At 66.6% G+C, this 25,146-nt stretch carries 20 protein-coding genes and 2 tRNA genes; 12 read left to right on the top strand and 10 right to left on the bottom strand.

Features of this window, described 5'->3' with window-relative positions; all coding sequences use genetic code 11:
• Positions 1 to 14 precede the first annotated feature (14 nt).
• On the bottom strand, positions 15 to 2,447 hold the full coding sequence (locus ACOOHB_RS15930) for a fibronectin type III domain-containing protein (protein WP_420445789.1): 2,433 nt from the start codon (positions 2,445 to 2,447) through the stop codon (positions 15 to 17).
• A gap of 221 nt (positions 2,448 to 2,668) precedes the next feature.
• Positions 2,669 to 3,532 (bottom strand): NUDIX hydrolase, encoded by an 864-nt coding sequence (locus ACOOHB_RS15925; protein WP_420445788.1) that lies wholly within the window; start codon positions 3,530 to 3,532, stop codon positions 2,669 to 2,671.
• A gap of 76 nt (positions 3,533 to 3,608) precedes the next feature.
• Here ACOOHB_RS15925 and selA point away from each other — a divergent pair, with 76 nt between their 5' ends.
• From selA to selB, 3 genes are all read left to right on the top strand, one after another.
• Positions 3,609 to 4,865 (top strand): L-seryl-tRNA(Sec) selenium transferase, encoded by a 1,257-nt coding sequence (gene selA, locus ACOOHB_RS15920; protein WP_420445787.1) that lies wholly within the window; start codon positions 3,609 to 3,611, stop codon positions 4,863 to 4,865.
• 130 nt (positions 4,866 to 4,995) lie between these two features.
• Positions 4,996 to 5,067 (top strand) — tRNA-OTHER (locus ACOOHB_RS15915).
• A 104-nt stretch (positions 5,068 to 5,171) separates the two neighbouring features.
• Entirely contained in the window at positions 5,172 to 6,896 is a 1,725-nt protein-coding gene (gene selB / locus ACOOHB_RS15910) for a selenocysteine-specific translation elongation factor (protein ID WP_420445786.1), read from the top strand.
• A 73-nt stretch (positions 6,897 to 6,969) separates the two neighbouring features.
• Here selB and ACOOHB_RS15905 read toward each other — a convergent pair whose 3' ends face one another.
• Together ACOOHB_RS15905 and ACOOHB_RS15900 are read right to left on the bottom strand one after the other, a co-directional pair.
• The gene (locus ACOOHB_RS15905; RefSeq protein WP_420445785.1) at positions 6,970 to 7,236 is read right to left on the bottom strand and encodes a WhiB family transcriptional regulator; all 267 of its coding nucleotides are present in this window, start codon (positions 7,234 to 7,236) and stop codon (positions 6,970 to 6,972) included.
• A gap of 65 nt (positions 7,237 to 7,301) precedes the next feature.
• Entirely contained in the window at positions 7,302 to 8,726 is a 1,425-nt protein-coding gene (locus ACOOHB_RS15900) for an NfeD family protein (protein WP_420445784.1), read from the bottom strand.
• A gap of 119 nt (positions 8,727 to 8,845) precedes the next feature.
• Between ACOOHB_RS15900 and ACOOHB_RS15895 the strand changes: the two genes are divergently transcribed.
• The 3 genes from ACOOHB_RS15895 (at position 8,846) to ACOOHB_RS15885 (ending at position 10,471) form a co-directional block, all read left to right on the top strand.
• The gene (locus tag ACOOHB_RS15895; RefSeq protein WP_420445783.1) at positions 8,846 to 9,232 is read left to right on the top strand and encodes a response regulator transcription factor; all 387 of its coding nucleotides are present in this window, start codon (positions 8,846 to 8,848) and stop codon (positions 9,230 to 9,232) included.
• 80 nt (positions 9,233 to 9,312) lie between these two features.
• Positions 9,313 to 9,386 (top strand) — tRNA-Pro (locus ACOOHB_RS15890).
• 53 nt (positions 9,387 to 9,439) lie between these two features.
• A complete protein-coding gene (locus tag ACOOHB_RS15885; RefSeq protein ID WP_420445782.1) occupies positions 9,440 to 10,471 on the top strand; it encodes an NAD(P)-dependent oxidoreductase in 1,032 nt (343 codons plus the stop codon).
• Here the strand turns inward: ACOOHB_RS15885 and ACOOHB_RS15880 are convergent.
• Positions 10,468 to 11,487, bottom strand: a complete 1,020-nt coding sequence (locus tag ACOOHB_RS15880; protein WP_420445781.1) for an aspartate-semialdehyde dehydrogenase — start codon at positions 11,485 to 11,487, stop codon at positions 10,468 to 10,470. The genes ACOOHB_RS15885 and ACOOHB_RS15880 overlap by 4 nt on opposite strands.
• Positions 11,488 to 11,541: 54 nt before the next feature.
• A complete protein-coding gene (locus ACOOHB_RS15875; protein ID WP_420445780.1) occupies positions 11,542 to 12,768 on the bottom strand; it encodes an aspartate kinase in 1,227 nt (408 codons plus the stop codon).
• A 154-nt stretch (positions 12,769 to 12,922) separates the two neighbouring features.
• On the opposite strand from ACOOHB_RS15875, the gene ACOOHB_RS15870 reads away from it, so the two are divergent.
• The 6 genes from ACOOHB_RS15870 to ACOOHB_RS15845 all read left to right on the top strand — a co-directional run bounded on the left by ACOOHB_RS15870 (position 12,923) and on the right by ACOOHB_RS15845 (position 18,588).
• Positions 12,923 to 13,108, top strand: coding sequence for a hypothetical protein (locus tag ACOOHB_RS15870; protein WP_420445779.1), 186 nt, complete (start codon positions 12,923 to 12,925; stop codon positions 13,106 to 13,108).
• Complete coding sequence (locus ACOOHB_RS15865; protein WP_420445778.1) at positions 13,089 to 13,853, top strand: peptidylprolyl isomerase; 765 nt, start codon at positions 13,089 to 13,091, stop codon at positions 13,851 to 13,853. Before ACOOHB_RS15870 ends, ACOOHB_RS15865 begins: the two co-directional genes overlap by 20 nt.
• Positions 13,854 to 13,922: 69 nt before the next feature.
• Positions 13,923 to 14,630, top strand: a complete 708-nt coding sequence (aat, locus tag ACOOHB_RS15860; RefSeq protein WP_420445777.1) for a leucyl/phenylalanyl-tRNA--protein transferase — start codon at positions 13,923 to 13,925, stop codon at positions 14,628 to 14,630.
• Positions 14,631 to 14,635: 5 nt separating this feature from the next.
• A complete protein-coding gene (locus ACOOHB_RS15855) occupies positions 14,636 to 16,615 on the top strand; it encodes a methylmalonyl-CoA mutase family protein (protein ID WP_420445776.1) in 1,980 nt (659 codons plus the stop codon).
• Between the two features lie 23 nt (positions 16,616 to 16,638).
• Positions 16,639 to 17,214: a hypothetical protein gene (locus tag ACOOHB_RS15850; protein WP_420445775.1), complete on the top strand. Its 576-nt coding sequence runs from the start codon at positions 16,639 to 16,641 to the stop codon at positions 17,212 to 17,214.
• 12 nt (positions 17,215 to 17,226) lie between these two features.
• Positions 17,227 to 18,588 carry a DCC1-like thiol-disulfide oxidoreductase family protein gene (locus ACOOHB_RS15845; RefSeq protein ID WP_420445774.1) on the top strand — a complete coding sequence of 454 codons (1,362 nt, stop codon included), beginning with the start codon at positions 17,227 to 17,229 and terminating at the stop codon, positions 18,586 to 18,588.
• A gap of 83 nt (positions 18,589 to 18,671) precedes the next feature.
• On the opposite strand, the gene ACOOHB_RS15840 is transcribed toward ACOOHB_RS15845, so the two are convergent.
• The 4 genes from ACOOHB_RS15840 to ACOOHB_RS15825 all read right to left on the bottom strand — a co-directional run bounded on the left by ACOOHB_RS15840 (position 18,672) and on the right by ACOOHB_RS15825 (position 25,142).
• Positions 18,672 to 21,992 (bottom strand): cell wall-binding repeat-containing protein, encoded by a 3,321-nt coding sequence (locus ACOOHB_RS15840; protein ID WP_420445773.1) that lies wholly within the window; start codon positions 21,990 to 21,992, stop codon positions 18,672 to 18,674.
• A 189-nt stretch (positions 21,993 to 22,181) separates the two neighbouring features.
• Entirely contained in the window at positions 22,182 to 23,360 is a 1,179-nt protein-coding gene (locus ACOOHB_RS15835; RefSeq protein WP_420445772.1) for a CaiB/BaiF CoA transferase family protein, read from the bottom strand.
• A 2-nt stretch (positions 23,361 to 23,362) separates the two neighbouring features.
• Positions 23,363 to 23,569 (bottom strand): hypothetical protein, encoded by a 207-nt coding sequence (locus tag ACOOHB_RS15830; RefSeq protein ID WP_420445771.1) that lies wholly within the window; start codon positions 23,567 to 23,569, stop codon positions 23,363 to 23,365.
• Positions 23,570 to 23,600: 31 nt separating this feature from the next.
• On the bottom strand, positions 23,601 to 25,142 hold the full coding sequence (locus tag ACOOHB_RS15825) for an acyl-CoA carboxylase subunit beta (RefSeq protein WP_420446921.1): 1,542 nt from the start codon (positions 25,140 to 25,142) through the stop codon (positions 23,601 to 23,603).
• Positions 25,143 to 25,146 lie beyond the last annotated feature (4 nt).

Below are 25,146 nucleotides of genomic sequence, written 5' to 3'. Positions count from 1 at the left end.
GCGAACTCAATCGTCTAGCCGAGGGATTTCTTTTTCCAGCGTGCTTGTCGCAGGCCGTTGTCCCCGGTGCAGATGACTTTGGGCGCGGTCTCGGTGCCGTAGGTCCAGCAGGTATGCCAGTAGCCCGCGGAGGCGTGGCGGGCGTTGTCGGGCTGGGCTGAGCGGGGCGCGTTGTAGGCCCAAAGCGGGTCGTGCTGGGGATGGTGGTGGGCTTTGCCGGAATCGTCGAACCATGTCCGGTTGCCCCAGCAGAACATCTCCCCGCCGGTGGTGCCGCAGGAGTGCCACACCCCGACTGACACTGAGTCCCAGCCTCGCCCCGTGGGCGAGAAGATCACGGCGCGGCACCGCTGGGCGGACCCGTCGTCGCTGCTGGCGCTGTCGGTGTCGCAGTCGATCTGGGGTGCTGTGCCGAGATCGCCGGCACCGCGCAGCGGGGCGGGGTCGCCCCAGCACACCAGCGCACCGTCGGAGCGGGTAGCGCATGCCTGCGCGCCTCCGACCGACACCAACGTGTAGAAGTGGCTCCCGCCTGCGGGGGGTACTTGGTCCAGCGCGAATGAGACATCGCCCCAGCAGCGCACGGTTCCGTCGATCACCAGCCCGCAGGTGCGCGAGTGCGACGATCCCTCATCGGTTCTGATGCCCGCCAGATAGCCCCCCGCGGACACCTGGATCCACTCCAGGCCCGTTCCCAGCTCGGGCGCGTCGAGCTGGGTGTCGTCGTTGCGGCCCCAGCAGTCCAACGACCCATCGGACACCACCGCGCACGTGTGCCACACACCCGCGTCGACCGATATGTACTCCAGCGTCGTGTCGGTGTGCGAACGATCCGCCGGTGCCTGGCCGTACTTGTTGTTGCCCCAGCACTTCACTGTGCCGTTGTCCAACAAGGCGCACGAATGGAACCCGCCCGCAGTGACTGTCTCATAGTGACGGCTGCTGCCCGCCGAAGGCACCGCAGCGTCACTGCCCAACGACGCGTAACCGCCAGAACACGTCACCTCAGTGTCCGCGTCCGTGCCGCTCAACGCGCACGAGTGATACCCGCCCGCGGACACATGAGCCACACCCCCAACCGGCACACCTAACACCTCCGGAACACCGATGCGGTAGGTGTAGATCTTGTTGTCGTCGTCGTCGAGGACGAACATGGTGACCCCGTTGGACCAGATCGCTCGGGGGTGGTCGTTGTCGGCGTGGAGTTCGAACTCCAGGGCGGCGACGCGTTCGCCGTCGGCGAGGCTGATCGCACGCGCGGTGCTGTTGGCGCGCTCGACGCCCCACACGGTCTCGCCGTCGGTGAAGATCCCGTAGGGGGCGAACCCGTCGCCGTTGTCGTCGAAGTCGATGTCCGCGTCGGTGTCCTTCGCGCCGGTGTCGTCGCCTGCGGTTTCGGGGTCGTCGAACAGCGCGAACGCCTGCACGACCTCGGTGGTGTCGGCGACCCACAGATGGTTCCCGTCGGAGGTCATGGCCCGGTTGGAGGTCGCTCCCACGAAATCGGAGCCCACGATGCGCCGCAACGCGAAATCGTGCCCCGAGGAGCGCGCGAGCCCCGGCAGGTCGTAGGCGTAGGCGTGGGGATGCTCGTTGTCCGCGCCCGGGTTGGCCTCGTCGCCGGTCCACAGCCGGTCCCCGAAGCCCGTCACGATCACCGCTTGGGCGGTGACCCCCGCGATGTCCTTCGACGACACCCGCGACCCGCCCGCCAGCTCGTACCCGTACACCTTCTCGTCGGCGTCGTCGCCCACCCACAGCGTCGTCCCGTCGGACCACATGCTCTTGGGATCCGAATTCGCCGACGCCAGACCCACATCGCCGTACCGGCCGAAATCGGCCGCGACGACGGTCTGCATCGAGGACACCAGCAGTGGCGGATCGACGAACACCGTGCTGCGGACAAAATCGGTTTCGTCGCCGGTGAGCTTGTCGGGATGGGGAATGTCGCTGCGGATGATCGCCGTATCGGGGGTCACGGCACCGCTGTTGTCGTCCCCGTTGTCAGGGTTGTTGTCGGATGGTGGGGGGGGGGGGGATCGTGCGCGCAGGAAGGTGGATTGGGCACTGATGCCGACGGCGTTGATGGCCTTGACCCGGTACACGTACCGCGTCGACGCAGTCACGTCGGTGTCGGTGAACACGGTGCCGGCTGTGGCGGTGTCGGCGGCGATGATGTCGAAGCGGCCTATCTGATAGGAATCGCGCAGTCGTCGCAGCACCTGGTAGCCGGTGATCGAGGCGTCGCCGGGGTCGTCCCATGCGATGGTGATCTGGTCGTGGGCTGCTGCTGTGACTCGCAGCCCGGTGGGTCTGGCAGCGACAGCGGGGGTGTCGGCTGCTGCGGGCAGCGTCGGTGCGGTGATGCCCGCCAGCGTTGCGGCGATCACGGCGGCCAGGATCCTCCGTCGGCGCGGTGTGCGCTTGGTCGGTCCTTGAGCGGCCACCGCGGTCCCCTTAGCGCACTCAAACTGTCATGAATATGATTCATGTCAGAGCGCGCCGAAGCGTACCCCCTGGTCCGTTCCGCGGAGCCTGTGCGGGCCTGCGGACGTTCGGTGAAGCGGCGGCGGCTGAGGGTCTGCTTTTTCCAGCGGGCTGGGCGCCGGCTGTTTGTGCCGGTCGCTCACTGACCCCCTTCGACCGCCGACTCCTCGAAAGTGCGCCTCTAGGGCATGGAGCCTGGGGGTGGGGGGTTGGCTGACGCTTCTTCGAAGCCCTCGTCTCCGGGGAGCAGGGTGAGGACTTCACCTTCGGGGCTTACTGCTATTGCTGGCAGTAGGGCGGGGATGTCTTCGAGTTCGTCTGCCCAGGCGAGCAGGTCTGCGACCGTGTCGACTTTGAGCATTGGCTCGAGGTTCTTCATCGTGGGGAAGATCATCATGAAGCTTCCATCGGCGTGCTGTTCGAAGGCGTCGGCGGGCCGGATCCAGGTGCTCTCGACGGTCTCGCTGCCGTCGTGCAGCGGCTCTTGGCCCTCGGGCACATGGGCCATGAAGAAGCGAGTGTCGAATCGGCGCGTTGGGCCGACCGGGGTAATCCAGTGGCTCACGTAGCGGAGATCGTCGAGTTCCAGCACCAGGCCTTCGTCCAGGCACATCTGCGCGAGCCGGAGTTCGCCGTCGTAGACCTGCCGGCGCAAGGTCCCGAAGCGCTGCGCCGTCTCGCGGTCGTCGAACGACACATAGTCGGCACCGTTGCGGGCCAGCAGCACACCGGCTTCTTCGAAGCATTCGCGCACGGCAGCAACCCAGTAGGCGAGACCGCCGTGATCGACATCGATCCGCCGCGAAGCCGTCGCATCGTCGAGGCCGATGCACACCGCCTCCAAGCCGGGGTCGTCCCGATCCTCTGCGTCGACAGCACCGCCTGGGAAGACGAACTGGCCGGGGACGAACTCGCTGCGCGGGTTGCGGCGCAGCATGAACACCTCGAGCCCGTCGGTGCCGTCGCGGACCAGCATCACGGTGGCTGCCTGCCGCAGCGGCGTCTCGGCAGGTGCGCCAGCGTCAGTCGCGTCAGCATCAGTCACAGCGGCTCCAGTCGTCGGCACAGCCTCAGGGACGTTACCGACGGGCGTGTGAGGGGGCGGCGGTAGTGTCCGGGCGATGAGGCCGCCGTCGGTGAACGACCTGGCGCTGCGGATCGCAGATGTGGGCCTGCCGCACGCCTTGCTGGTGATCGCCGCCCGGGCAGCTATTGCCGCCGGCGATCCCGACTCAGCCGCTGACGAAGCGCACCGGCTGCGACGCAGCTTGCTGGGGCCGGCCATCAACGCAACCGGGGTGCTGCTGCACACGAACCTCGGCAGGGCTCCGCTCGGGTTGGAGCCTGGCGACGACGGACCGGTGCGGTTCAGCAACCTGGAGTTCGACCTGACGTCGGGACGGCGTGGCTCACGCACCTCGCACGCGTCGCTGCTGCTGGCGACGCTGACTGGCGCCGAAGCCGCCCTGGTCGTCAACAACTGCGCAGCGGCGGTGACCCTGGTGCTGGCCGCTCTGGCCCGGGACCGCGGTGTGGCGGTGTCGCGTGGCGAACTGGTGGAGATCGGCGGCGGCTTCCGGGTTCCCGAGGTGATGGAGCAATCGGGTGCACGGCTGGTGGAGGTGGGCACAACGAACCGCACCCGGGCTGGCGATTACCGGGCGGCTGTCGAGCGGGACGACATTGCGCTGCTGCTGAAGGTGCACCCCTCCAACTACCGCATCACCGGCTTCACCGAAGAGGCCGACGTCGCGGACCTGGCCAAGATCGGGCCGCCGGTGGTGTCCGACCTGGGATCGGGTCTGCTGGATGAGCGATGCCCGTGGCTGGGGGCCCGGCCCGAGTGGCTGGCCGGCGAGCCGGGTGCGCGCCAGACCCTTGCAGCGGGCGCTGCGCTCGTCACGTTCTCCGGCGACAAGCTGATGGGCGGCCCACAAGCCGGAATCATCTGCGGCAACGCCGATCTGGTGGCTGCGTGCGCGGCACACCCGCTGATGCGGGCATTCCGGCCCGGCTCGCTGGTGCTGGATGCGTTGCAGTCGGTGGCGCTGGCGTACCTGCGTCGCGATGCCGATGCAATCCCCTTCTGGCGCATGGCCAAGGTGCCGGTCGATGAGCTTGCCCAGCGGGCCGAAACGCTCGGTGTCGGCCAGTCGGCACGCACGACGGCGCTGGCTGGCGCGGGTTCGCTGCCCGGCCAGGAGATCCCGTCCGCTGGCATCGAGCTCGACGGCGATCACGCAGCCGCACTGCGCGCATTCGATCCGCCGGTCATCGCCCGCGTCAACGAGCAGACCACCGTGATCGACCTGCGCACCGTCGATCCCGCCGACGATGCCGTCGTCGCCGCTGCGGTGAACCAGGCACTGGGCCAGTAGCCCAAATCACCGCATTGCGCACGTGGGTCGCCTCCGCGGCGCGCCCGGCGTGATCAGAAATTGATGAAAGTCACTGACGCTCTGCCTGCCAGCATGACGAGAGCCGCACCCCGAAGAGTGCGGCCCTCGAGGGCCTAGCGCTGGTGCGCCGAGCTGGATTGATAGCCCGCCTCGGACGGTTCGATTCCGTCTAGGTCCACCAGCGACCCTAGGGTCGCGACAACAAGCTACACAAGCCGATTCCCGGGCCCGGCCATTCCTGCGAGCATTCGGCGCAATCCGGCTCGGGCGGGGCAAGCTGGCACCGTGCACATCGTCGGCACTGCAGGGCACGTGGACCACGGCAAGTCCACGCTGGTGCGCGCACTCACCGGCACCGATCCCGACCGGCTGGCCGAGGAGAAGGAGCGCGGGCTCACCATCGACCTCGGGTTCGCGTTCTGCGCCTTGCCGTCAGGCAGGCAAGTCAGCTTCGTCGACGTTCCCGGGCACATCCGCTTCGTGAAGAACATGCTGGCCGGCGTCGGGGCGGTGGACGCCTCCCTGTTCGTCGTAGCTGCGCCCGAGGGCTGGAAGCCGCAATCGGCCGAGCACCTGGCAATCCTCGAGCTGCTCGGCATCTCGCACGGCGTGGTGGTGCTCAGCCAGATCGGTTTGGTCGACGACGAGCTGGCCGAGCTGGCCCGGATGGACATTGCCGACCACGTCGAGGGCACGTTCCTCCAAGACGCTCCCGTGATTGCCACCGACGCCATCGACGGCACCGGGCTCGACGAGCTGCGGGCCGCGCTCGACGAGCTGTGCGCTGCCACGCCCACGGCATCGGACCGAGACCGGCCCCGCCTGTGGATTGACCGCTCGTTCGCCGCAACGGGAGCGGGCCGCATTGTGACTGGCACGCTGGCAGGCGGTGGCGTGGCAGCCGGCGACGAGCTGGCGACCGCACCGGGCGGCCGTACGGCCCGGATTCGAGCAATCCAGACCCAAGGCGCTGCGGTCGAACGCATCGGACCGGGACATCGGGTCGCGCTCAACCTGACCGGTGTCGATGCCGACGACCTGGGACGCGGCATCGCGCTCGTGCGGCCGGGCCAGTGGCACCGCACCCGCAGCATCGACGTGGAACTGAGGGTGCTGGACAGCCTCGGCAGCGATGTCACCCGGCGGGGCGCCTACGCCTTCTACCTCGGATCGGGCGAATGGCCCGTACGGCTGCGAGTGCTTGGACCCGAACGCATCGCTCCCGGCGAGACCGGCTACGCCCGGCTGCACCTGCCAGTAGCGCTGCCGCTCGTGCTCGGCGACCGCTTCGTGCTGCGGGACTTCGGCCGGGGGCAGACCATCGGCGGCGGCACCGTGCTCGATCCCGATCCGCAGCTGCGAGCTTCGGTCGCCACCCCCGACGCCCGGCCCGAGCGCATGCTTGCCGAGCGCGGCTGGGTGGAGGCGGCGCAACTCGAGCGACTGACCGGCGAACGCATCCAGCCCGTACTGGGCGATTGGGTGGCGCCGCCCGAACTGCTGGACACACTGCTCGACGAAATGCGAGAGAGAGTCGAGCGGGCCGGCCCCCTCGGCCTGGACCTGGCTGGGCTCGACGAACGGCAGCGTCTTGCGATCGAAGTCCTCGACGGGATCGTGATCGACGCCGGGCGCGCCCGGCCGGCGGACGCGGCAGATGTGCTCGCCAGCCATCCCGTCATCGCCGAGCTGGCAGCGGCGCCCTTCTCACCGCCCGAGCCAAGCGGTGTTACCCGGCAGGAGCTCTTGGCGCTGTTGGGGCGCGGCGATCTGGTTCACGCAGATGGGATCTGGTTTGCCAACTCTGCCATCGAGGCCGCAGCCGAGCGGATAGCGGGCCTGCTGAGCGCTCAGCCGGACGGCGTCACCGTGGCCGAGATCCGTGAAGAACTGGGCACGACACGCAAATACGCGCTGCCGCTGGTGGGCTACCTGGACCGAACGGGGGTGACGCGTCGACGGGGGGACCTTCGCATTGCCGGGCCGCGACTGCCCCCGATACCTGGTTGACGCCAGTGCAGGACTGAACCCGCGCCGGCGCGCAGCGCCAGCGAGTGGTGGCTGCCGAGACTGTGAGGAACTGCTAGCTGGCGTCGGCTTGCATGAGCAGCAAGTTGCGGCGCTCGATCTCATTGCGCCCGCCCCAGATGCCATGCGCCTCACCCACGTCCAGCGCGTGACCGAGACAGTCACCGATCACCGAACACTGGTTGCAGATGGCTTTGGCTCGCGCCTCGCGCTCAGCCTTCTCGTCACGTCGCTCAGTGCGGGGCGGCGGGAAGAACACCGCCGCTTGAGGTCCTCGACAAGCTGCACTGTCCTGCCACTCTTCGACCAACAAAGCGCTCATATGTCCCCCTTGTCGGGGGGAACACTAGATGACAAAAATTCACTTGACAAGAGGTAAACGAAACCTCATTCGGTTTCGGAAACCGTCGGATCGGCCCTTTTCTTGCGCATCTCGCGGTAGTCCACCGCTGCACCTTCGAGCGGTTCCACCTCCAGCACCACCCCGCTGATGCCGCTGACGCGCAGCGGTTCACCCGCTTGCAGCGGCGTCAGCCGGTTCACTCTGGCCCGCCACAGAGCACCGTGAACTTTGACGGTGCCGTCGGGATCGATATCGGTCGCCGCAGTGCCCTCAACCCCGATCAGCCAATCCCGGCCCACCGTGGCGGTGCCGTACCGGGTCCGGACCAGCGCAGGCATGCCCGACAGCACGAATACGCCGACCATCACGAGGCCCACGACCAGCGGGATCCAACTCATCGAATACTGGCCGAACAGCCACAGCGAGCTGACGAGCAACGCCACGCCGCCCACGGCAGTCCAAAAGCGCGGCACGCCCGTCTGGATGTCCACAGCGAACGCCACAAAGGCTGCGATGAGCAGCGCAAGCGCCCACGGTCGAATGTCGAGTGTCCCCAAGCCGAAGGCAGAAAGCAGACCGCACACAGCACCCACGACCGCGGCAACGCCGATGCCGCCGGTGTAGAAGTCGAGCAGCAGCAACGACAACCCGGCGAGCAGCAGCAGATAGGCGACCGCCGGGCTGGCAGCGGTGTGGAACAGACCGTCGAGCAGCGGCAGCTTGACGAACGACACGACCACATCGGGGGCCGGGGCTCGCCGCACCACACCGTCGTCACCAGTGACGTTCTGCCCGATCGGCGGCAAGTAGCCCGCATCCGACATGGCGAAGATGAACTCGCCGATCGAGGGAGCCGTGCTGTGGGTGAGACCCTCGCCCATGGCGGCGTCGGCGTCGAAGTACCGGACGCTCGTGCCCGAGTGACGCCCGTCGTCGTCGTGACGGTGGAACCGCTCGGCATCGGGTCCATGGGCATGAATGAGGCCCTGCACTGCGGTGAAGTCGCCGATCTGACCGCCGGGCGCGATCGCGGCGAAATCGGCCGTGGTGACCAGGTGGGCAGCGCCTCGGAGTGCCTGCGCGCCGCTGGGTCCGACCCACACCCCCACCGGCAGGTGCGCGAGGCGCACATTGTCGAGCAGTTCGACGAGTGCGGGATCGTCGAGCGTGGTTCCGGCACTTTCAACCTGCAGCACCACGCCGATCGCGTGACGTCCTTGCGCGGTGACGATCTCCCGCTTGATGTACGACGCCATGATCGGATCGATGAGGCCGTTGACCTCCACCACGACGATCTGTCGGGAACCGTCGTCGCCCACGATCTGGGGGTTGTCGGAGTCTTCGGTGTGATCAGCCGGCTCGTCGTGAGCGGACGCCGGCGAGATGGCCAGGCCCAACACGCCAGACACCAGCAGCGTCGCGGCAGCGAGGCGCGCGAACCAGCGACGGCGGTTCTGTCGTGCGTTCACCCAGGCTCCCTGGATCGGCAACGGCCCGAACTCTAGGAGCGCTGCCCAAATGTGCGACGCAAGCCGGACCGGCCGCGACACGACGCCCTGCAGTGCAGACCCCATTACCCTGCGCCATCGTGACCGACGTGCTTCTGGCCACCGATGCAGACTGGGTCGTCGAAGAGGTGGCCGCCGCGCTCTCCGGGGCCGACGTGACCTTCCGAGTCGTGCGATCAGGGCAAGAGGTTCGGCCCGCTGTGGAGGCCAGCACACCTGACTTGGTGATCCTGGACTTCCAGATCGGCAACATGGGCGGCATGGCCACATGCTTGGACTTACGGCTCGAATCGGGCATGGGCAGGCTGCCGCGGGTGCCGGTGCTGATGCTGGCCGACCGGGAAGCCGACGTCTTTTTGGCCCGGCGTTGCGACGCCGATGCGTGGCTGGTCAAGCCGCTCAACCCGTTGCAGTTGCGGCGCACCGCGCACGAGCTGCTGGAGCGAGACGCCGCGAGCGCCACATAGGCGGCCGTACATTCCGGTAGCGCTTGCGCTTGCGAGACCGGTAACTTCAGCCGGAGCGATCAGCCAGCGGTGATCGCAAACGGGCAGTAGCGCAGGTTGGTAGCGCGCTTCGTTCGGGACGAAGAGGTCGTGGGTTCAAATCCCGCCTGCCCGACCGGTTTATGCGAGCGCAAGGCTTCGCCGCGCTCGCGACAATAGATGGGCGTGATGGAATCGGACGCAGCGCGCCGGGTGGGTTTCATCGGGCTTGGCAATGTGGGCGGCAAGCTGGCCGGCTCCCTGCAGCGCAACGGGTTCGACCTGATCGTGCGCGACCTGGATCCGGGCGCGATGGCGCCATTCCTGGATGCCGGTGCGAGCGAGGCCTCATCGGGTGCTGAGCTGGCGGAGCGCTGCGAAGTGGTGATCACTTGCCTGCCCACGCCGGCCGCCTCCGCGGCAGTGCTCGAAGCGCCCGACGGAGTGCTGGCAGGATTCGCCTCGACCCGGGCAGCCAACTCAGGCGCCCCAGCCGGGTCGGCCGGATCGGGTTTGAAGATCTGGGCCGAGATGAGCACCACCGATCACCACGAGGTCCGTCGGCTGGGCGCGCTTGTGGAAGCCACTGGTGGGGCCGCCATCGACTGCCCGGTATCGGGTGGCTGCCACCGGGCCGCCACCGGCAACATCTCGATCTTCGCCGGCGGCGAGCGGAACACCTTCGAGGCGATGCTGCCGCTGCTCACGACGATGGGACGCCGCATCCTGCACACCGGAGCGTTGGGCTCCGCGTCGATTCTCAAAGTGGTCACGAATTACCTGGCCACGGCCAATCTGGTCTCGCTGTGCGAGGCCTTGGTCACCTCCCAAGCGGCGGGAATGGACCTAGCCACCGCGTATGAGGCCATCCGCATCAGCTCGGGCAATTCGTTCGTTCACGAAACCGAGAGTCAGGTCATCCTGAATGGCTCGCGGGACATCAACTTCACCATGGACCTGGTGTGCAAGGACATCGGCCTGTTCGCCGACATTGCCGCTGAACAGGGCCTGCCGCTGGAGCTGTCGCCGCTGCTGGTGGAGGTGTTCGCCGACGGTGCCGCTCGCTACGGCGACCGGGAGTGGTCGCCGAACATCATCCGGCGGCTCGAGGAATCCACGGGGCGGACCATTGCGGCACCCGGCTTCCCGGCCGAGATCGTCGACGACGAGCCTGAGGTGCCGGGCGCCGAAGTGGAAGTGCGCCGCGGCGACAAGTCCTAGATCGCCGAGAGAACCTCGGCGATTTGCACCGCGTTGAGCGCCGCTCCCTTGCGGAGATTGTCGCCGACTACGAACAGGGCCAAGCCGTGTTCGACGGTGGGATCGCGGCGGATGCGACCCACGTAGGACGGGTCACGGCCCGCTGCGCTGAGCGGTGTGGGCAGATCGGCCAGCTCGACACCCGGCGCATCGGCCAGCAACTGTGTTGCGCGCTCGGGCGAGATCGCTCGCTCGAAGCGAAGGTTCAGCGCAAGCGAGTGCCCGGTGAACACCGGCACCCGCACACAGGTGCCCGATACCGCCAGATCACCGATGCCCAGGATCTTCCGGCTCTCGTAGCGGAGCTTCTGCTCTTCATCGGTTTCGCCGCTGCCGTCGTCGACGAAGCTACCCGCCTGTGCCAGCACGTTGTGAGCTATCGGGCCTGGGAACTTGTCCGGGGCCGGGTGGGTGGCAGCATCGCCGTCGAAGGTGAGTGCAGCGGCACCCTTGGTGGTCGCAGCCAAGGCACGGTCGAGCTCGTCGACGCCGGCGAGGCCCGCTCCGGACACCGCCTGGTAGGTAGCCGCCACCATCGACACCAAACCGGCCTCAGCGTGCAACGGCGCCAGCACAGGCATCGCCGCCATCGTCGTGCAGTTTGGATTGGCGATGATCCCCTTCGGCGCGTTGAACACCTCCTTGGCGTTCACCTCCGGCACCACCAGCGGGACATCGGGGTCCATGCGCCACGCTGAAGAGTTGTCGATGACCGTCGGACCCTGTGAGACGACCCGCTCGGAGATCGCCAGCGACGTGGTCTTGCCCGCCGAGAACAGGGCGATGTCGAGTCCGGTGAAGTCGGCTGCTGCAGCGTCCTCAACAGCGATCTCGGATCCGTTCCACGACAGCTTGCGGCCGGCAGAGCGGGCAGATGCGAACAGCCGCAGCTCGTCGATCGGGAAGTCCCGTTCGGCGAGGATGTCCCGCATGACGCCGCCTACCTGGCCGGTGGCTCCCACGATTCCTACGCGCATGGATCTGAGGCTACCGAGGTCGGTTCAGCTGGCTTCTGTGATTTTCTCGGCTGGTCAGTCGAGGCCGAAGGCTGTGTGCAGGGCCACTGTGGCTTGGTCTACGTCTGCTTCGGCTACTACGCAGGAGATGCGGATCGGCGAGGTGGAGATCATCTCGATGTTGATGTTCTGGGCTGCCAGCGTCTCGAACATGGTGGCGGCCACGCCGGGATGGCTGGCCATGCCGGCGCCGACGAGCGAGACCCGAGCGATGCCGGCATCGGTGTTCGCCGAGGCGAAGCCCACCGTGTCCACCATGCCCTCGCAGATGGCTCGCACCTCATCGGCGCTCTCTGCTGGAACGGTGAACGAGATGTCGGTGCGGTCGTGGTCGCCCACGTTCTGCACGATCATGTCCACGTTGACCGCGGCATCGGCCAGCGTACGGAACACCTTGGCGGCGATCCCCGGCTCGTCGCGTACGCCGACCAGTGTGACTTTGGCCTGCGACGTATCCGGCACTACGCCGGTCACTATTGGCTTTTCCATTTCTCTCGCGTCCATGCCTGACTCCGTGTCGATGACCCACGTTCCCGGTTCCCATGTGAATGCCGAGCGCACGTGCAAGGGAACGCCGTACGTGCGGGCAACCTCGACCGAGCGGGTGGCCGGCTTGGGGCAGCCCATTGCGGTCATCTCGAGCAATTCGTCGAAGCCGATGCTTGCCAACTTCCGAGCATTGGGGCACACCCGTGGATCTGTGGTGAACACCCCCGACACGTCGGTGTAGAGCTCGCAGGCGTCGGCGCCGAGGCCGTGCGCGAGCGCCACCGCGGTGGTGTCCGAACCGCCGCGGCCCAGGAACGTCACGTCGTTGTCGGTGGACACCCCCTGGGCACCCGCCACGACAGCGACGCGCCCGGCTTCGAGCGACACGGTCACCCGCTTCGGGGTGACCGACAGGATCTTGGCGTTGCGGTGGTTCGTGTCGGTCACAAACCCCGCTTGGCTGCCGGTGAACGAGTCCGCCGGGACGCCCACGTCATGGAGTGCCATGCACATGAGCGCGATCGCCTTGCGCTCGCCCGCCGTGATGAGCATGTCCATCTCACGGCCGGCTGGCTCATCGGAGATCTGCGTGGCCAGCGCGATGAGCTCGTCGGTCTCCGAACCCATGGCGCTGATGACCAGCACGATCTCGTCGCCGCGGCTGCGGCAGTGCTTCACGTGGTCGGCAACCTCGCGCATGCGCGCGGCGCTGGCGATCGACGTTCCACCGAACTTCTGCACGACCAACGGCACGCCGAGCGAGGGTACCGGGGGTCTTTCTGCGCTCGCCCCATGGGGGCCACCCAGCGGGCATCGGTAGTGTGACCGCCGGTACTGGTCAGGGGCCACCTTGAGCCCCAAGATTGCGCCCGCACCATGCGGGCCGAGGGCACGGAGAACGCCGCTCATGAGCAGCGAGAAGAGACAGCGCCAGCGCGAGAACCGCATGCGGGCAGTGGCCCAAGCCGAACGCGTCAAGAAGCGTTCCACCGTGGCCCGCAAAGTGTTCCGAATCGTGCTCATCGCGGCAGCCGTGCTGGTGGGGCTGTGGCTGTGGAGCACCTTCACCGGCGATGACCCCGACGAGCGGTGACAGCGCAGTGGTCACTGACACCGAGGCGCCCGACGTCACTGTGTTCGAGACTGACGAGCCGAGCGATGAAGCGCCGCCGGCCACCGAGGCTGAAGCTGAGACTGAGGCCGACGACAGCCCCGACGACACCGCGGCCGCCGCGCCAGAAAAGACGGGCTGCCCTGCCGCTGACGGCAGCGACGGCACCCGCAACCAATTCGACGGGCCCCACCCGCTCTGCATCGACATCGAGGCGATGTACGCCGCAACCTTCGAAACCAGCATGGGCGACTTCACCATGGTGCTCGACCCAACGCTCGACCTCGACAGCGTCAACAACTTCGTGGTGCTGGGGCGCTGGGGAGCCTTCGACGGGACACTCTTCCACCGGATCATCGCTGGCTTCGTGATCCAAGGTGGCGACGTGCAACTGCAGTACGGCACCGGCGGTCCCGGCTACCAATTCACCGGCGACTTCCCCGAAGAGGACTGGTACCGGATCGGCTCAGTTGCGATGGCCAACCGTGGGAATCCGGCCACCAACGGCTCCCAGTTCTTCGTCATCACCGGTCCCGACGGCGCCTCGCTGCCGCCTCTGTACTCGCCGCTCGGTCACGTCGTCAACGGCATGGACGTCGTCTTGGCAATCGAGGGCGTCGAGACCGACTCAGCCGACGCCCCGGTCGATGAAGTCGTGGTGCACAGCATGACGATCTCCGAAGCGACCGACGCTCAGATCAACGCATACACCGATGCGCGCAGCTAGCCCAGAGCGCGGCCCGCACGCCAGCACGTCAAGCGGCATTTCGACCAGATCACGCCTAGGCTCGCGCTGATGCAGCGCCAGTCAGAAGACGGCCCGACGGAGCCGCCTGCGTCGGGATGGTCATTCCCGCCAGCGTCGACAGCCGATGAGAACGGCCTTGTGGGAGCGGGTGCCGACCTCGTAGCCGGCACGCTGCTGGGCGCTTACCGTACGGGCCTGTTCCCGATGCCGTTGGGCGACACCGTCGGATGGTGGTCGCCGGACCCACGCGGCATCCTGCCGCTCAGCTACCTCCGAGTCAGCCGATCGCTGCGTCGGGCTTGCAGGCGCTTCGACATCCGCATCGACACCGCCTTCGAGCAGGTGCTGGAGTCGTGCGCCGATCCCGCCCGACCCCACGGCTGGATCAGCGGCGACATGGGAAACGCCTATCGGGAGCTGCACGAGCTGGGTTGGGCGCACAGCGTGGAGACCTGGCTCGACGATGAGCTGGTAGGCGGCCTCTATGGGGTGGCGATCGGCGCCCTGTTCGCCGGCGAGTCGATGTTCCACACCGAGAGCGACGCTTCCAAGGTGGCGCTGGTGGCGCTGGTGGATGCGCTCAAGGTGACCGGCGGCGCGCTGGTGGACGTGCAGTGGACGACACCGCATCTGGCCGGGCTGGGAGCCGTGGAAGTCGAACGCGCGGCGTATCTGGAGCTTCTGGCCGAGGCCATCACCCGGCCGCTGCCTGAGATCTGGCTGCGCCCGATGGTCTTCCGCATGCTCGACGGCTAAGGCCGGTGACTGCCTCCGATCCGCCACGGCGCTCAAGGCCGTGGCTGATGCGTACGTACTCGGGGCATTCCACGGCAAGGGCGTCCAACGAGCTGTACCGGTCGATGCTGGCCAAGGGCCAGACCGGACTGTCGGTGGCGTTCGACCTGCCGACACAGACCGGCTACGACCCCGACCATTCGATGGCACGCGGCGAGGTGGGCAAGGTCGGCGTACCAGTGGTGCACCTGGGCCACATGGCCCAGCTCATGGACGGCATCCCGCCCGAGGCCATGAACACCTCGATGACCATCAACGCCACGGCGCCATGGCTGCTGAGCCTGTACATCGCCAACGCGCAGAACGCGGGCGTGCGCTCCGACGACCTGCGAGGCACCACCCAGAACGACATCGTGAAGGAGTACCTCAGCCGGGGTACCTACATCTACGGCCCCGAGGCCAGCCGGCGGCTGACCGTCGACGTCGTTGCCTACTGCTCGCAGCACGTGCCGCAATGGAACCCGATCAACGTGTGCAGCTACCACCTGCAAGAAGCCGGCGCCACGCCCACCCAGGAGATCGCCTTCGCGCTGGCGACCGCCATCGACGTGCTCGATGCCGTGCGCGACAGCGGCAAGGTGCCGCCTGATCGCTTCGACGCCACCGTCGGCAGCATCTCGTTCTTTGTGAACTCGGGCATCCGGTTCGTGGAGGAGGTCGCCAAAGTGCGGGCCCTCACCCAGATGTGGGACCGGATCTGCTTTGAGCGCTACGGCGTGGCCGACCCGAAGCTGCGCCGGTTCCGCTATGGCGTACAGGTGAATTCGCTGGGCCTCACCGAAGCCCAGCCAGAGAACAACGTGGCACGCATCACGCTTGAAGCTCTCGGCGTGACGCTGTCGCAGCGGGCACGGACCCGCTCATTGCAGCTGCCCGCGTGGAACGAAGCGCTGGGGCTGCCGCGGCCATGGGACCAACAGTGGTCGCTGCGGATCCAGCAGGTGCTGGCACACGAGACCGACCTGCTGGAGTACGGCGACATCTTTGACGGCTCGGTTGTGGTGGAGGGCCTGACGGCCGAGCTCGTGACGTCTGCGCAGGCTGAGTTGGATGACGTGCTGGGCATGGGCGGCGCCTTTGGCGCCATCGAGGAGCTGAAGCGGCGCCTGGTCGCGAGCCACACCGAGCGCGTGCGCCAGATCGAGAGCGGCGAGCTGACCGTGGTGGGAGTGAACGAGTTCACCGAGACCGCCCCGTCGCCGCTGGAAGGCGACGAATCGATCCTGCGGGTGGATCCCGACGTCGAAGCCGAGCTCATCGCCGATCTCGAACAGTGGCGGGGGGCCCGGGACTCAAACCGGGTGGTGGCGGCGCTCGACGACCTGCGGGTTGCCGCGTCGGGCGATGTCAACATCATGGGGCCGACCATCGAAGCCGCCCACGCCGGGGTCACCACCGGCGAGTGGAGCCAGGCGCTGCGCGAGGTGTTCGGGGAATACCGGGCGCCGACGGGCCTGGGTGGCGTAGGGGCCCGCAGCCCTGCTTCGGTGAGATCGGGGCTGGCATCGGTGGCTGAGCGTTGCGCCCAGATGGCGGGCGGGCCGCCACGGGTGCTGGTGGCCAAGCCGGGACTTGACGGCCATTCCAACGGCGCCGAGCAGGTGGCGGTGGCAGCGCGCAACGCCGGCATGGAAGTGGTGTACGAGGGCATCCGGCTGACGCCGGCCCACATCGCTGCGACTGCCCGTGACGAGGACGTCGACGTGGTGGGGCTGTCGATCCTGTCAGGCAGCCATCTCGAGCTGGTGCCCGAGGTGCTGGCGTGTCTCGACGCCGAAGGCGTGAGCGCTCCCGTGGTGGTGGGCGGGATCATCCCGCCGGCCGATCATCAGGCGCTGCGTGAAGCCGGTGTAACCGCCATCTATACGCCGAAGGACTATGAGCTGTCAGCGATCATGGCCGACATCGCGGAATTGGCCGAGCAGTCACGGGCCAGCTCCGCCTGACCGTATCCTCATACGCATCCAAGTTGAGCAATCAGCGCCGGGTCTGTGGATTCATGGGGACAACTTCTTTGCTCAAGAGCCGTTACCGGCTGACCAAGCTACTTGTACCGGCCTTCTTTGTCCTGTACCTGGTCATGATCCCGCTCAACTCCGTGGTCGAAGAGGAGCATTCTGAGGTTTTTCCCTTCTTCCGTTGGCGGCTCTTTGCGACTATCCCCGATTGGCAGACAACCGAATATGCCCTTGTCATCGATGCCATAGATGGCGAGCCGGCCGATGAACCCCGCTATCTGATTCCGAGCACAGACATCCGGGACTGGAAGGCACTGAGAACTTCAGCTGTGGCGTGCAGCAAGGACATCGCATGTGACGACACGGTGACCGATGTCCTGTTTCCCATCGTTCAGCAGGCTTTGGGTGATCGCAGTATCGATTTCAGCATCATCGAAGCCGACGTAGACCTGCATGATGTTCGAGACGGGATAGATGATCTTGCCGACGGAGTCGCGACCAGGACCGAATTCTATCGACCGCGTACGGTTATAGGCCAATGGAATACTGAGACTGGCCGCATTCTTCCGTTCACGGGAACAGAGTAGGCAGTCGTGCGCATGTCTCGGACGACGCGCTGGGTCCGTAAGTCCCTGCTCCAAGTTGGAGAAGCTGAGCGCCGCTCTCCGGCCGATCTCGCTCGCGCTGCAGCCGATATTGTCTTGCTGAGCCGCTTCTACTATCTCTTTCTTGTGTTCAACATGCTCGGCACCTTAGGGCTCCAGTTTGGTTGGGCCTATATGGGGCGACCTCCTACTGCGCCGATCTGGCTGATAAAGGCGCTGCAACAGCTCACCGGCACGGGGTGGTTCGCCAACGACAATGCAGTGACGGTGGTCGGCTTGCTCTTCGCCATCGCAGCTGCGAGCTTTCCGAGGTTCTTGGTGTGGCGCCTGGGCAGCTTCGGTTATCTGCTGCTGCACGTGGCGCTCAGCAATTCCTACGGTTCCATCAACCACGGATACCACGTCATGCTCTTCATCGGCTTCGCTTTGTTGTTCTTGCCGGGTCGCGATCAAGGGCGGCGTATGGCGCGAAAGAACGTGCTGTCATGCCTCACCGTCTTCTGGTTTGCGCAGGGCCTCATATTGTTGCCGTACACGTTGTCGGGCTTCTGGAAGATCTGGCATGGCCGCCTTGAGGTGTTCTCACCCGACGCAATGACGAGAATCCTCTTGGATCGTGCGCTGCTCGAAGCGGACAACATACCGTTCCTCTTGCCGTTCGTTGCGCAACACAACTGGCTGGCACAGTCGATGTGGTGGCTGACGCTCTATATCGAGCTCTTTGCGCTCTTGGTCGTGTTCCGGCCCCATCTGCATCGGCCATTTGGCATTGTTCTGATGCTTTTCCACATCACCAGCGACTTGCTGATGAACATTTCGTTTTCCCTGAACATCATTATGTTGGGCTTGTTCTTGGTGCTGTCTCCCCTCGCACCCACCCGATCTTCTCTCTCCGGCGTCATTCGGTCGCTGCCGATCATTGGCATGCCGTTTCGGGTCGCGAAACGCCGTCAATTGTCACTGCAGCCGCGAGAGCCGCGTCACGTCTGGCTGGTCTATGACGGCGAGTGTCCGATGTGCAACAACTACGCCCAATATCTCAGACTGAAGCAATCAGTCCAAGAGTTTGTTCTGGTTAACGCCCGGCAAGGCGGCCCGGTCGTCGACGAGGTCCGACAGCTGCCGCACGATCTGAACGACGGGATGGTGGTGAAGATCGGTGACCGATATTTCGTCGGTCACGAAGCGCTTCATGTGCTTGCGCTCCTGTCCACCGATCGTGGTGCCTTCAACAAGTTCAACCGGTTGGCGTTCAGTTCGCCGTTGATCTCACGGGTCACGTATCCGATGCTGAAGTTCGCACGATCGGTGCTGCTGAGACTCAAGGGCGTGGCGCCGATCGACGACGAAGGCTGAGCTGAGTGCTCGCCTCGGGCCGTCACAGCCTGAGATCGACCGACTGAGGTCGGCTGTGCGGTGTCTCGACGTCTCCCGGTCGCCTATTGCAGCGCGTCGCGTAGCTCGCTGATGACTGCTGACGAGACAGCCGCCGCACCGCCGAAGATGTCGATCTCGAGGGTCTCGGCCTCGGCCACGCGCAGGTGACGACGTACCACTTCGGGCAGTGCGTCGGTTTCGGTGAGCAGCACGGGAGCACGGAGGAGGCCGAGGTATGCGGCGGCGCTCAGCGCATCGAATGGCACTGCACCGCTCGCCAACCCGAAATGCTCAGCATCGGCGAATGCGAACTGGGCGAACCGCACCGCAGTGCCATAACGGTCCGCTCCTGCGACCCGGGTTACCGCGATGCCCAACGCCTCTATTGCTTGCTCGACGGCATCGGACACCGCAGCGGGACCGCCGACGATCACGACATGACGGACGGCAAGCGCCGCGAGTGCTTCCCGTGCCGCATCCGGCAGCCTCTCCGCTTGGGTCAGTAGCACCGGGTGCTTGCCCGCAACAGCCAGCGGACCCGCGACGATCGCATCGGCAAATGCCTCGCCGCTCACCACGATCGCCGTGGCGCCGTGGCTGCGAAACGCTCCAGCGGTTCCGGTGTGCCGAGCTACGGCTGCAGCGGTTCGGTACCGGTCAGTGCCAGCGACGCGGCTCACCTCAAACCCGTCGAGGTCATCCAGGACCGTCGACGGCACCACTGCCTCGCCGCCGACGACCACGACGCGGGTGATGCCTGCCACCGCGGCTGCCGTGGCCTGCGCCTCATCGAGACCGTCGGGACCGGCCAGCAGCACCGGACCGCCCAGCGTTCCCGCCAGACCCGCGGCTGCCAGCGCGTCCGGCCACGCATCGCCCGATACCAGCACCGCCGTATCGGGCCTGCCGGTGGTGACGTCGGCCCACCGGGCCATCACTGCACGCGCCGTGCCGAAGCGATCCTGTCCGGCGATCCGGCGCAGCTGTAACGCTGATGGCGCACGCGACCCGCCGCCACCGCCTGAGCCAATGGGTCCGACGCCGCTCGGCGCGGGTCGCGCGGTGACTGTTACCTCGACTGCGAACTCGGCAGCCAACTCGCCGTCAGTGGCAACGACGACAATGTCGTACACGTTGTCCGCATCGGCATCTGCAGGCTGGTCTGTGCTCGGCGGTGCGCGGAATCTCAAGCGGCCGTCATCGATCCAGAACCGTTGCGCGTCGTCGCCTGCCAGCGACCATCTGACAGGATCGTCCTCGGGATCAGCTGCCACAAACGAAGCCACCGTTGCTGTGGTGGGAGCAGTCGCGCTGAGTTCGGACGGCCCGCTCAGGATCGGCGCTTCGTTGACATCGACCACATTGACGATGATGTCGGCTGTACCGTCGCCGCCGCTGTCGTTCGCGACGACGCTCACCTCGTACACGTTGTCGCGGCCCCTGTCTGCGGGTGCCTCATAGTCTGGAGGTGTTACGAATCGGAGCGTGCCCGCGTCAAGCTCGAATGCCGGCGCATCGGGTCCCGACAGACGCCAAGTAGGCGTCGCGTCGCCGTCAGGATCAACGGCGGTGCACACGCAGACCGCAACGGTCGACCCCTCTTCGATGTAGGCCACCCCGGGCGCGTCCACCATGGGAGGCTCATCGACGTCTTCAACGGCAATGGTCACATACGTTGTATCGTCGGCGCCGGAAGGGTCGATGACCACGACCAACACGACGAGCGTGTTGAGGAATGACTCGTATTCGAACGCGTATGCGGTGCGCAGTTGGCCCGTTTGGCGGTCAATCGTGAATGCGGCGCCGTGGAACACCCGTCGTCCCCGCGAATAGCTCAGCACATCGCCGTCTGGATCGGTCGCCTGCACCGGAATGCCCACGAGCGTGCCGAATGGAGCGTTCTCGGCGATGCTGAACGTGGGTGCGTCCCTCGGAAACTCCGGTGACCGGTTTGTCGACAGGGCCATGTCGACCGCTCCTGCGGACGCCCTCGTGACCCGCTTGCCGGCGTCCTCGCCGTCGGCATAGGTGGCAGTCACACGCAAGTACGTGCCCACATCCTGTGCAACCGGTGTGTAGGCATCCGCCTCGGCCGTGCCGATCGTCGTCCATGACACCCGATCGGACGAACGCTCCCAGCCCCACACCACTGACGCTGCCTCGATGATGTCAGGATCGTTCAGCAACGCACTGAGTGCCTGGCCGACACGAGGCTGCAGCGGCCACAACGACAGGAGTCCTGGCTCGTCCACGTTCTCCACCTGCACGCGCAGATCCAGCGCACCCGTATTGAGGCCGTCAAATGCCTCGACAGTCACCTCGTAGACGTTGTCGCTGTCCGCATCCTGTTCGTCCTCGAAATCCGCTGGGAACTTGAACGCAAGCGCACCGTCGGCAATCGTGAACGCGGCCGCGTCGTCACCCGACAACTGCCATGCGACCAAGCGACGCTCGGGATCGACAGCGCTGTAGCGCGCAAGCGTGCCCGACGTGTGCTCATCGACAGTCAGTTCGCTGCGGCCGGACACTGTCGGCGCCTCGTCAACATCGGTCACCAGCACCACGACGGAGAACGAGGCAACCAGGGCACCGTCAAAGGCTTCGACGACAACGTCGTACACGCTGTCGCCACCACGATCAGCGGGCATCTCCCGGTCCGGCGGGGATACGAAGCTCAGCACGCCGCCGTCGATCACAAATACTGCAGCGTCTGTGCCTGACAGCCCCCACTGCACCTCAGCGCCTTCAGGATCCTGGGCGCTGTAGCTCGACACCGCCACGGTGTTGTTCTCTGCGAAGCGCACCAACCGGCTTCCCGTCACGACCGGCGGCTCGTCCACGTCAGCCAGCACGACCGTCAGGTCCGCAGTCAGCGACGTCAGGCCGTCGCTGAGGCTCACCATGACTTCGTAGATCCGATCACCGACGGCGCCGTCGGGCAGCTCGTAGTCCTTGGGCTCGGCGAATGCCAAGTCGTCCTGCGCATCGAGCACGAAGTGCATCGCGTCCGCGCCGCCTGCGCCCCCCGGGATCGACCAGGTCAGCGCACTGCCCGGGCTGTCCGGATCGGTGGCGGCCAGGCCTGTGGTGTCCGTGCGATCCTCCGGCACCTCGATCGGATCGTCATGATCAATCCTGGGAGGCTGATCGGCATCGATGATGTGGGTGTCCGACAGAGGCTCTCTGCTGCTCAGCGCTTCAGATCGGAAGTCGGTGAAGCCGCTCAGGTCCGCGGCGCCCGCGGCGACGCTGGTAGGGCTCAGCGAGAGAACAATGTGAGCTTGCGCATTCGCCGGTTGGGTGCCCGGCAGCCACCACGTCGCCGCCAGAACAACGGTCGCCGCAGCAACGCGTAGCCCCCCCGAGTTCGCCGAATTGTGCACTCAGAGCCTTTCGTATGCACTCGGAATATCACATGTCGGTATTTCACGTGACCGTGTACATTATTGGTTCCGCGGTGCCGAGGACGGCCTCGTCAGTTCCGCGTGAACCGAACGACGGAGGCTCAGGAGCGCACGGGACTCATGGACGCGCAGGGTCGTTCGTGACGCAGGTCGCCACTGCTGCGAGTCTCAGGATCGCATTGAGGGCTCGGGCCAGGGATCAGCACCGCTGCGGCCAGCGTCTTCGACGCCGGCGAGGCACGCGTTGTCGGCGCCTTCGGGGCGGCCGGTCCAGCGGACCCGGCCGGGCGTGGCACTGAGCCGGGCAACCACGTTCTGTTGCACCAGCCCGTCGACCTCCACGAACACGCCGCGTGCGGTGGCGTGCGGGTCGTCGGAGAGTTGGCTCATGTCGAGCACTGGTGCTGCTGCGGCCTGCGCTTCGTCGAAGGCGGCCACCGCCTCGGCGAGCGTCCGCTGGCACACCCACTCGGCCATTGCCGTGTCCAACTCGGCGCGGTGGGCCATACGTCCCTCAAATGTCGTGAAGCGCTCGTCGTCTCCCACGCCGATCATCGCCATGACCCGGGCGGCAACCGAGTCGCTCGAAGTGCTCACGGCCAGCCAGCCACCGTCGGACGCCTGGTAGGTGCCACGGGGGACGCTGTAGGGAATGCCCGATCCCAGCCGGGGCTGCAGGTAGCCCTCGGTGTGCCAGGCGGTCATGAGCGGGCCCATCACCTGCGACATGGACTCCAGCAGGTTGACATCGACAACCTGACCGACGCCGCTGCGCACGGCCGCCAGCGCGGCGAACGCGCCCGCGAGTCCGGCGATCTCATCGGTGAGCGCAACCGGCGGCAGCAGCGGGGCTCCGTCGGCCTCGCCGTTCATCGAGGCGAAGCCGCTCATGGCTTCCGCAAGGGTGGCGAAGCCGGGACGGTCGCGATAGGGCCCGTCTTGGCCGAAGCCGGTCAGCCGAACGATCACCAGTTTCGGATTGGCTTCAATCAGCTCGTCGGGAACCAGGCCGAGAGCCTCGAGCTTGCCGGGTCGGAAGTTCTCCACCAGCACGTCGGCGACCGCCAGCAGGCGTTGCAGCAGCGCCAGGTCGTCGGAGGCCTTGAGGTCGAGGGTCACGCAGCGCTTGTTGCGGTTCACGAGACGCCACCACAGCGTCCCGCCGTCGGAGTCGCGCCAACCCATGTTGCGAACGGTGTCGCCGCCCGGACGCTCCACCTTGATGACGTCGGCACCGAAGTCGGCCAGGTAGCGGGCGCAGTGCGGTCCTGCGAACACCGACGAGAGGTCCACCACCCGCAGTCCTTCGAGCGGCATGGGCGTGTCGGGAGTCGGGCCGGCTGACACGGCTAGCGGTAGCGGACGGCGGGCCACCGGGCGGGGGCCTGCCATGGGCGGCCGCTGAAGCGCCACTTGCTGGGCGGGCCGGCATGGCCTGGAGCCGGAGCGGGACGAGGCCACAGCAGCTCGAGTGCGGCGACGATGGCGGCGGCTTCCTCCGCGCTCGCCGCGGGTGAGATGGCCACATGCGACGAGCTGATGACGGACCCTGTCACCCGTGGCTCGCTGTGTACATCTGTGACTCGGTCACAGTGGGATGTTGCCGTGCTTGCGGCGCGGAAGTTCCTCGCGCTTGGCACCGATCATGTCGAATGCGGCAATGACCTTCTGGCGGGTATCGGTGGGATCGATGACCGCATCGATAATGCCTCGCTCGGCTGCGATGTAGGGGTTTGCGTACTTGCGGCTGTATTCGTCGACCAGCGCTGCCTTACGGGCGTCCGGGTCGGCCGCCTGCTGCAGCTCGCGCCGGTAGAGGATCTCCACCGCTCCCTGCGGGCCCATCACGGCCAGCTCGGCGGTCGGCCAAGCGAAGCTGACATCGCAGCCCACCGACTTGGAATCCATGACGACGTACGCGCCGCCGTAGGCCTTGCGGGTGATGACCTGCACCCGCGGCACGGTCGCCTCGCAGTAGGCGTAAAGCAGCTTGGCGCCGTGGCGAATGATGCCGCCGTGCTCCTGGTCGACACCGGGCAGGAAGCCGGGCACGTCCACGAACGTGAGCAGCGGGATGTTGAAGGCATCGCAGAAGCGCACGAAGCGGGCGGCCTTCTCCGAGGATTCGATGTCGAGCACGCCGGCCATCACCATCGGCTGATTGCCGACGACGCCGATCGAACGGCCGTTGAGCCGAGCGAAACCGCACACGATCGAGCCGGCCCAGGCGGCGTGGTACTCGAAGAAGTCGCCGTCGTCGACCACGTCGGAAATGACCTGCTTCATGTCGTAGGGCACGTTGGAGTTCTGCGGCATGAGGTCGCGCAGCTCCGGGCACAAGCGGTCGGCTTCGTCAGTGGGCTCGACGGTGGGCGGCGCATCCAGGTTGTTCGACGGCAGGAACGACAGCAGGTAGCGCACGTCGTCGAGCACCGCCTTCTCGTCGGCGGCCACGAACGTCGCCACGCCCGACTTGGTGCTGTGCGAGCCGGCGCCGCCGAGCTCTTCGAGGGTGACGTCCTCACCGGTGACGGTCTTGACCACGTCGGGTCCGGTGATGAACATGTGGCTGGAGTCGCGCACCATGAAGATGAAGTCGGTCATGGCGGGCGAGTAGACGGCGCCGCCGGCGCACGGCCCCATGATCACGCTGATCTGCGGGATGACGCCCGAGGCCAGCACGTTGCGGCGGAAGATGCCGCCGTAGCCGGCGAGGGAGACCACGCCTTCCTGGATGCGGGCACCCGCGCCGTCGTTCAGGCCGACGATGGGGGCGCCGACCGATTCGGCAAGATCCATGACCTTGTGGGTCTTCTCGGCGAACACCTCGCCGAGGGCGCCGCCGAAGACGGTGAAGTCCTGGCTGGCGACGAAGACTTTGCGGCCGTCGATGTTGCCCCAGCCGGTGATGATGCCGTCGGTGTAGGGGCGCTCTTCGAGGCCGACATCGTGGGCCCGGTGACGGGCGAGCATGTCGAGTTCGTGGAAGGTGCCCTCGTCGAAGAGGTACTCGATGCGCTCGCGGGCGAGCATCTTGCCCTTGTCGTGTTGCCGCTGGATGGCGCGCTCGGTGCCGGCGTTCAGCGCCTCGACGCGACGGCGGGCCAGCTCTTCGAGCCGCTCGGCCATGGTC

Source organism: Candidatus Poriferisodalis sp., assembly GCF_965215815.1.
Classification (GTDB): Bacteria; Actinomycetota; Acidimicrobiia; order Acidimicrobiales; family Poriferisodalaceae; genus Poriferisodalis.
This window is presented reverse-complemented; position numbering and strand designations above follow the sequence as displayed.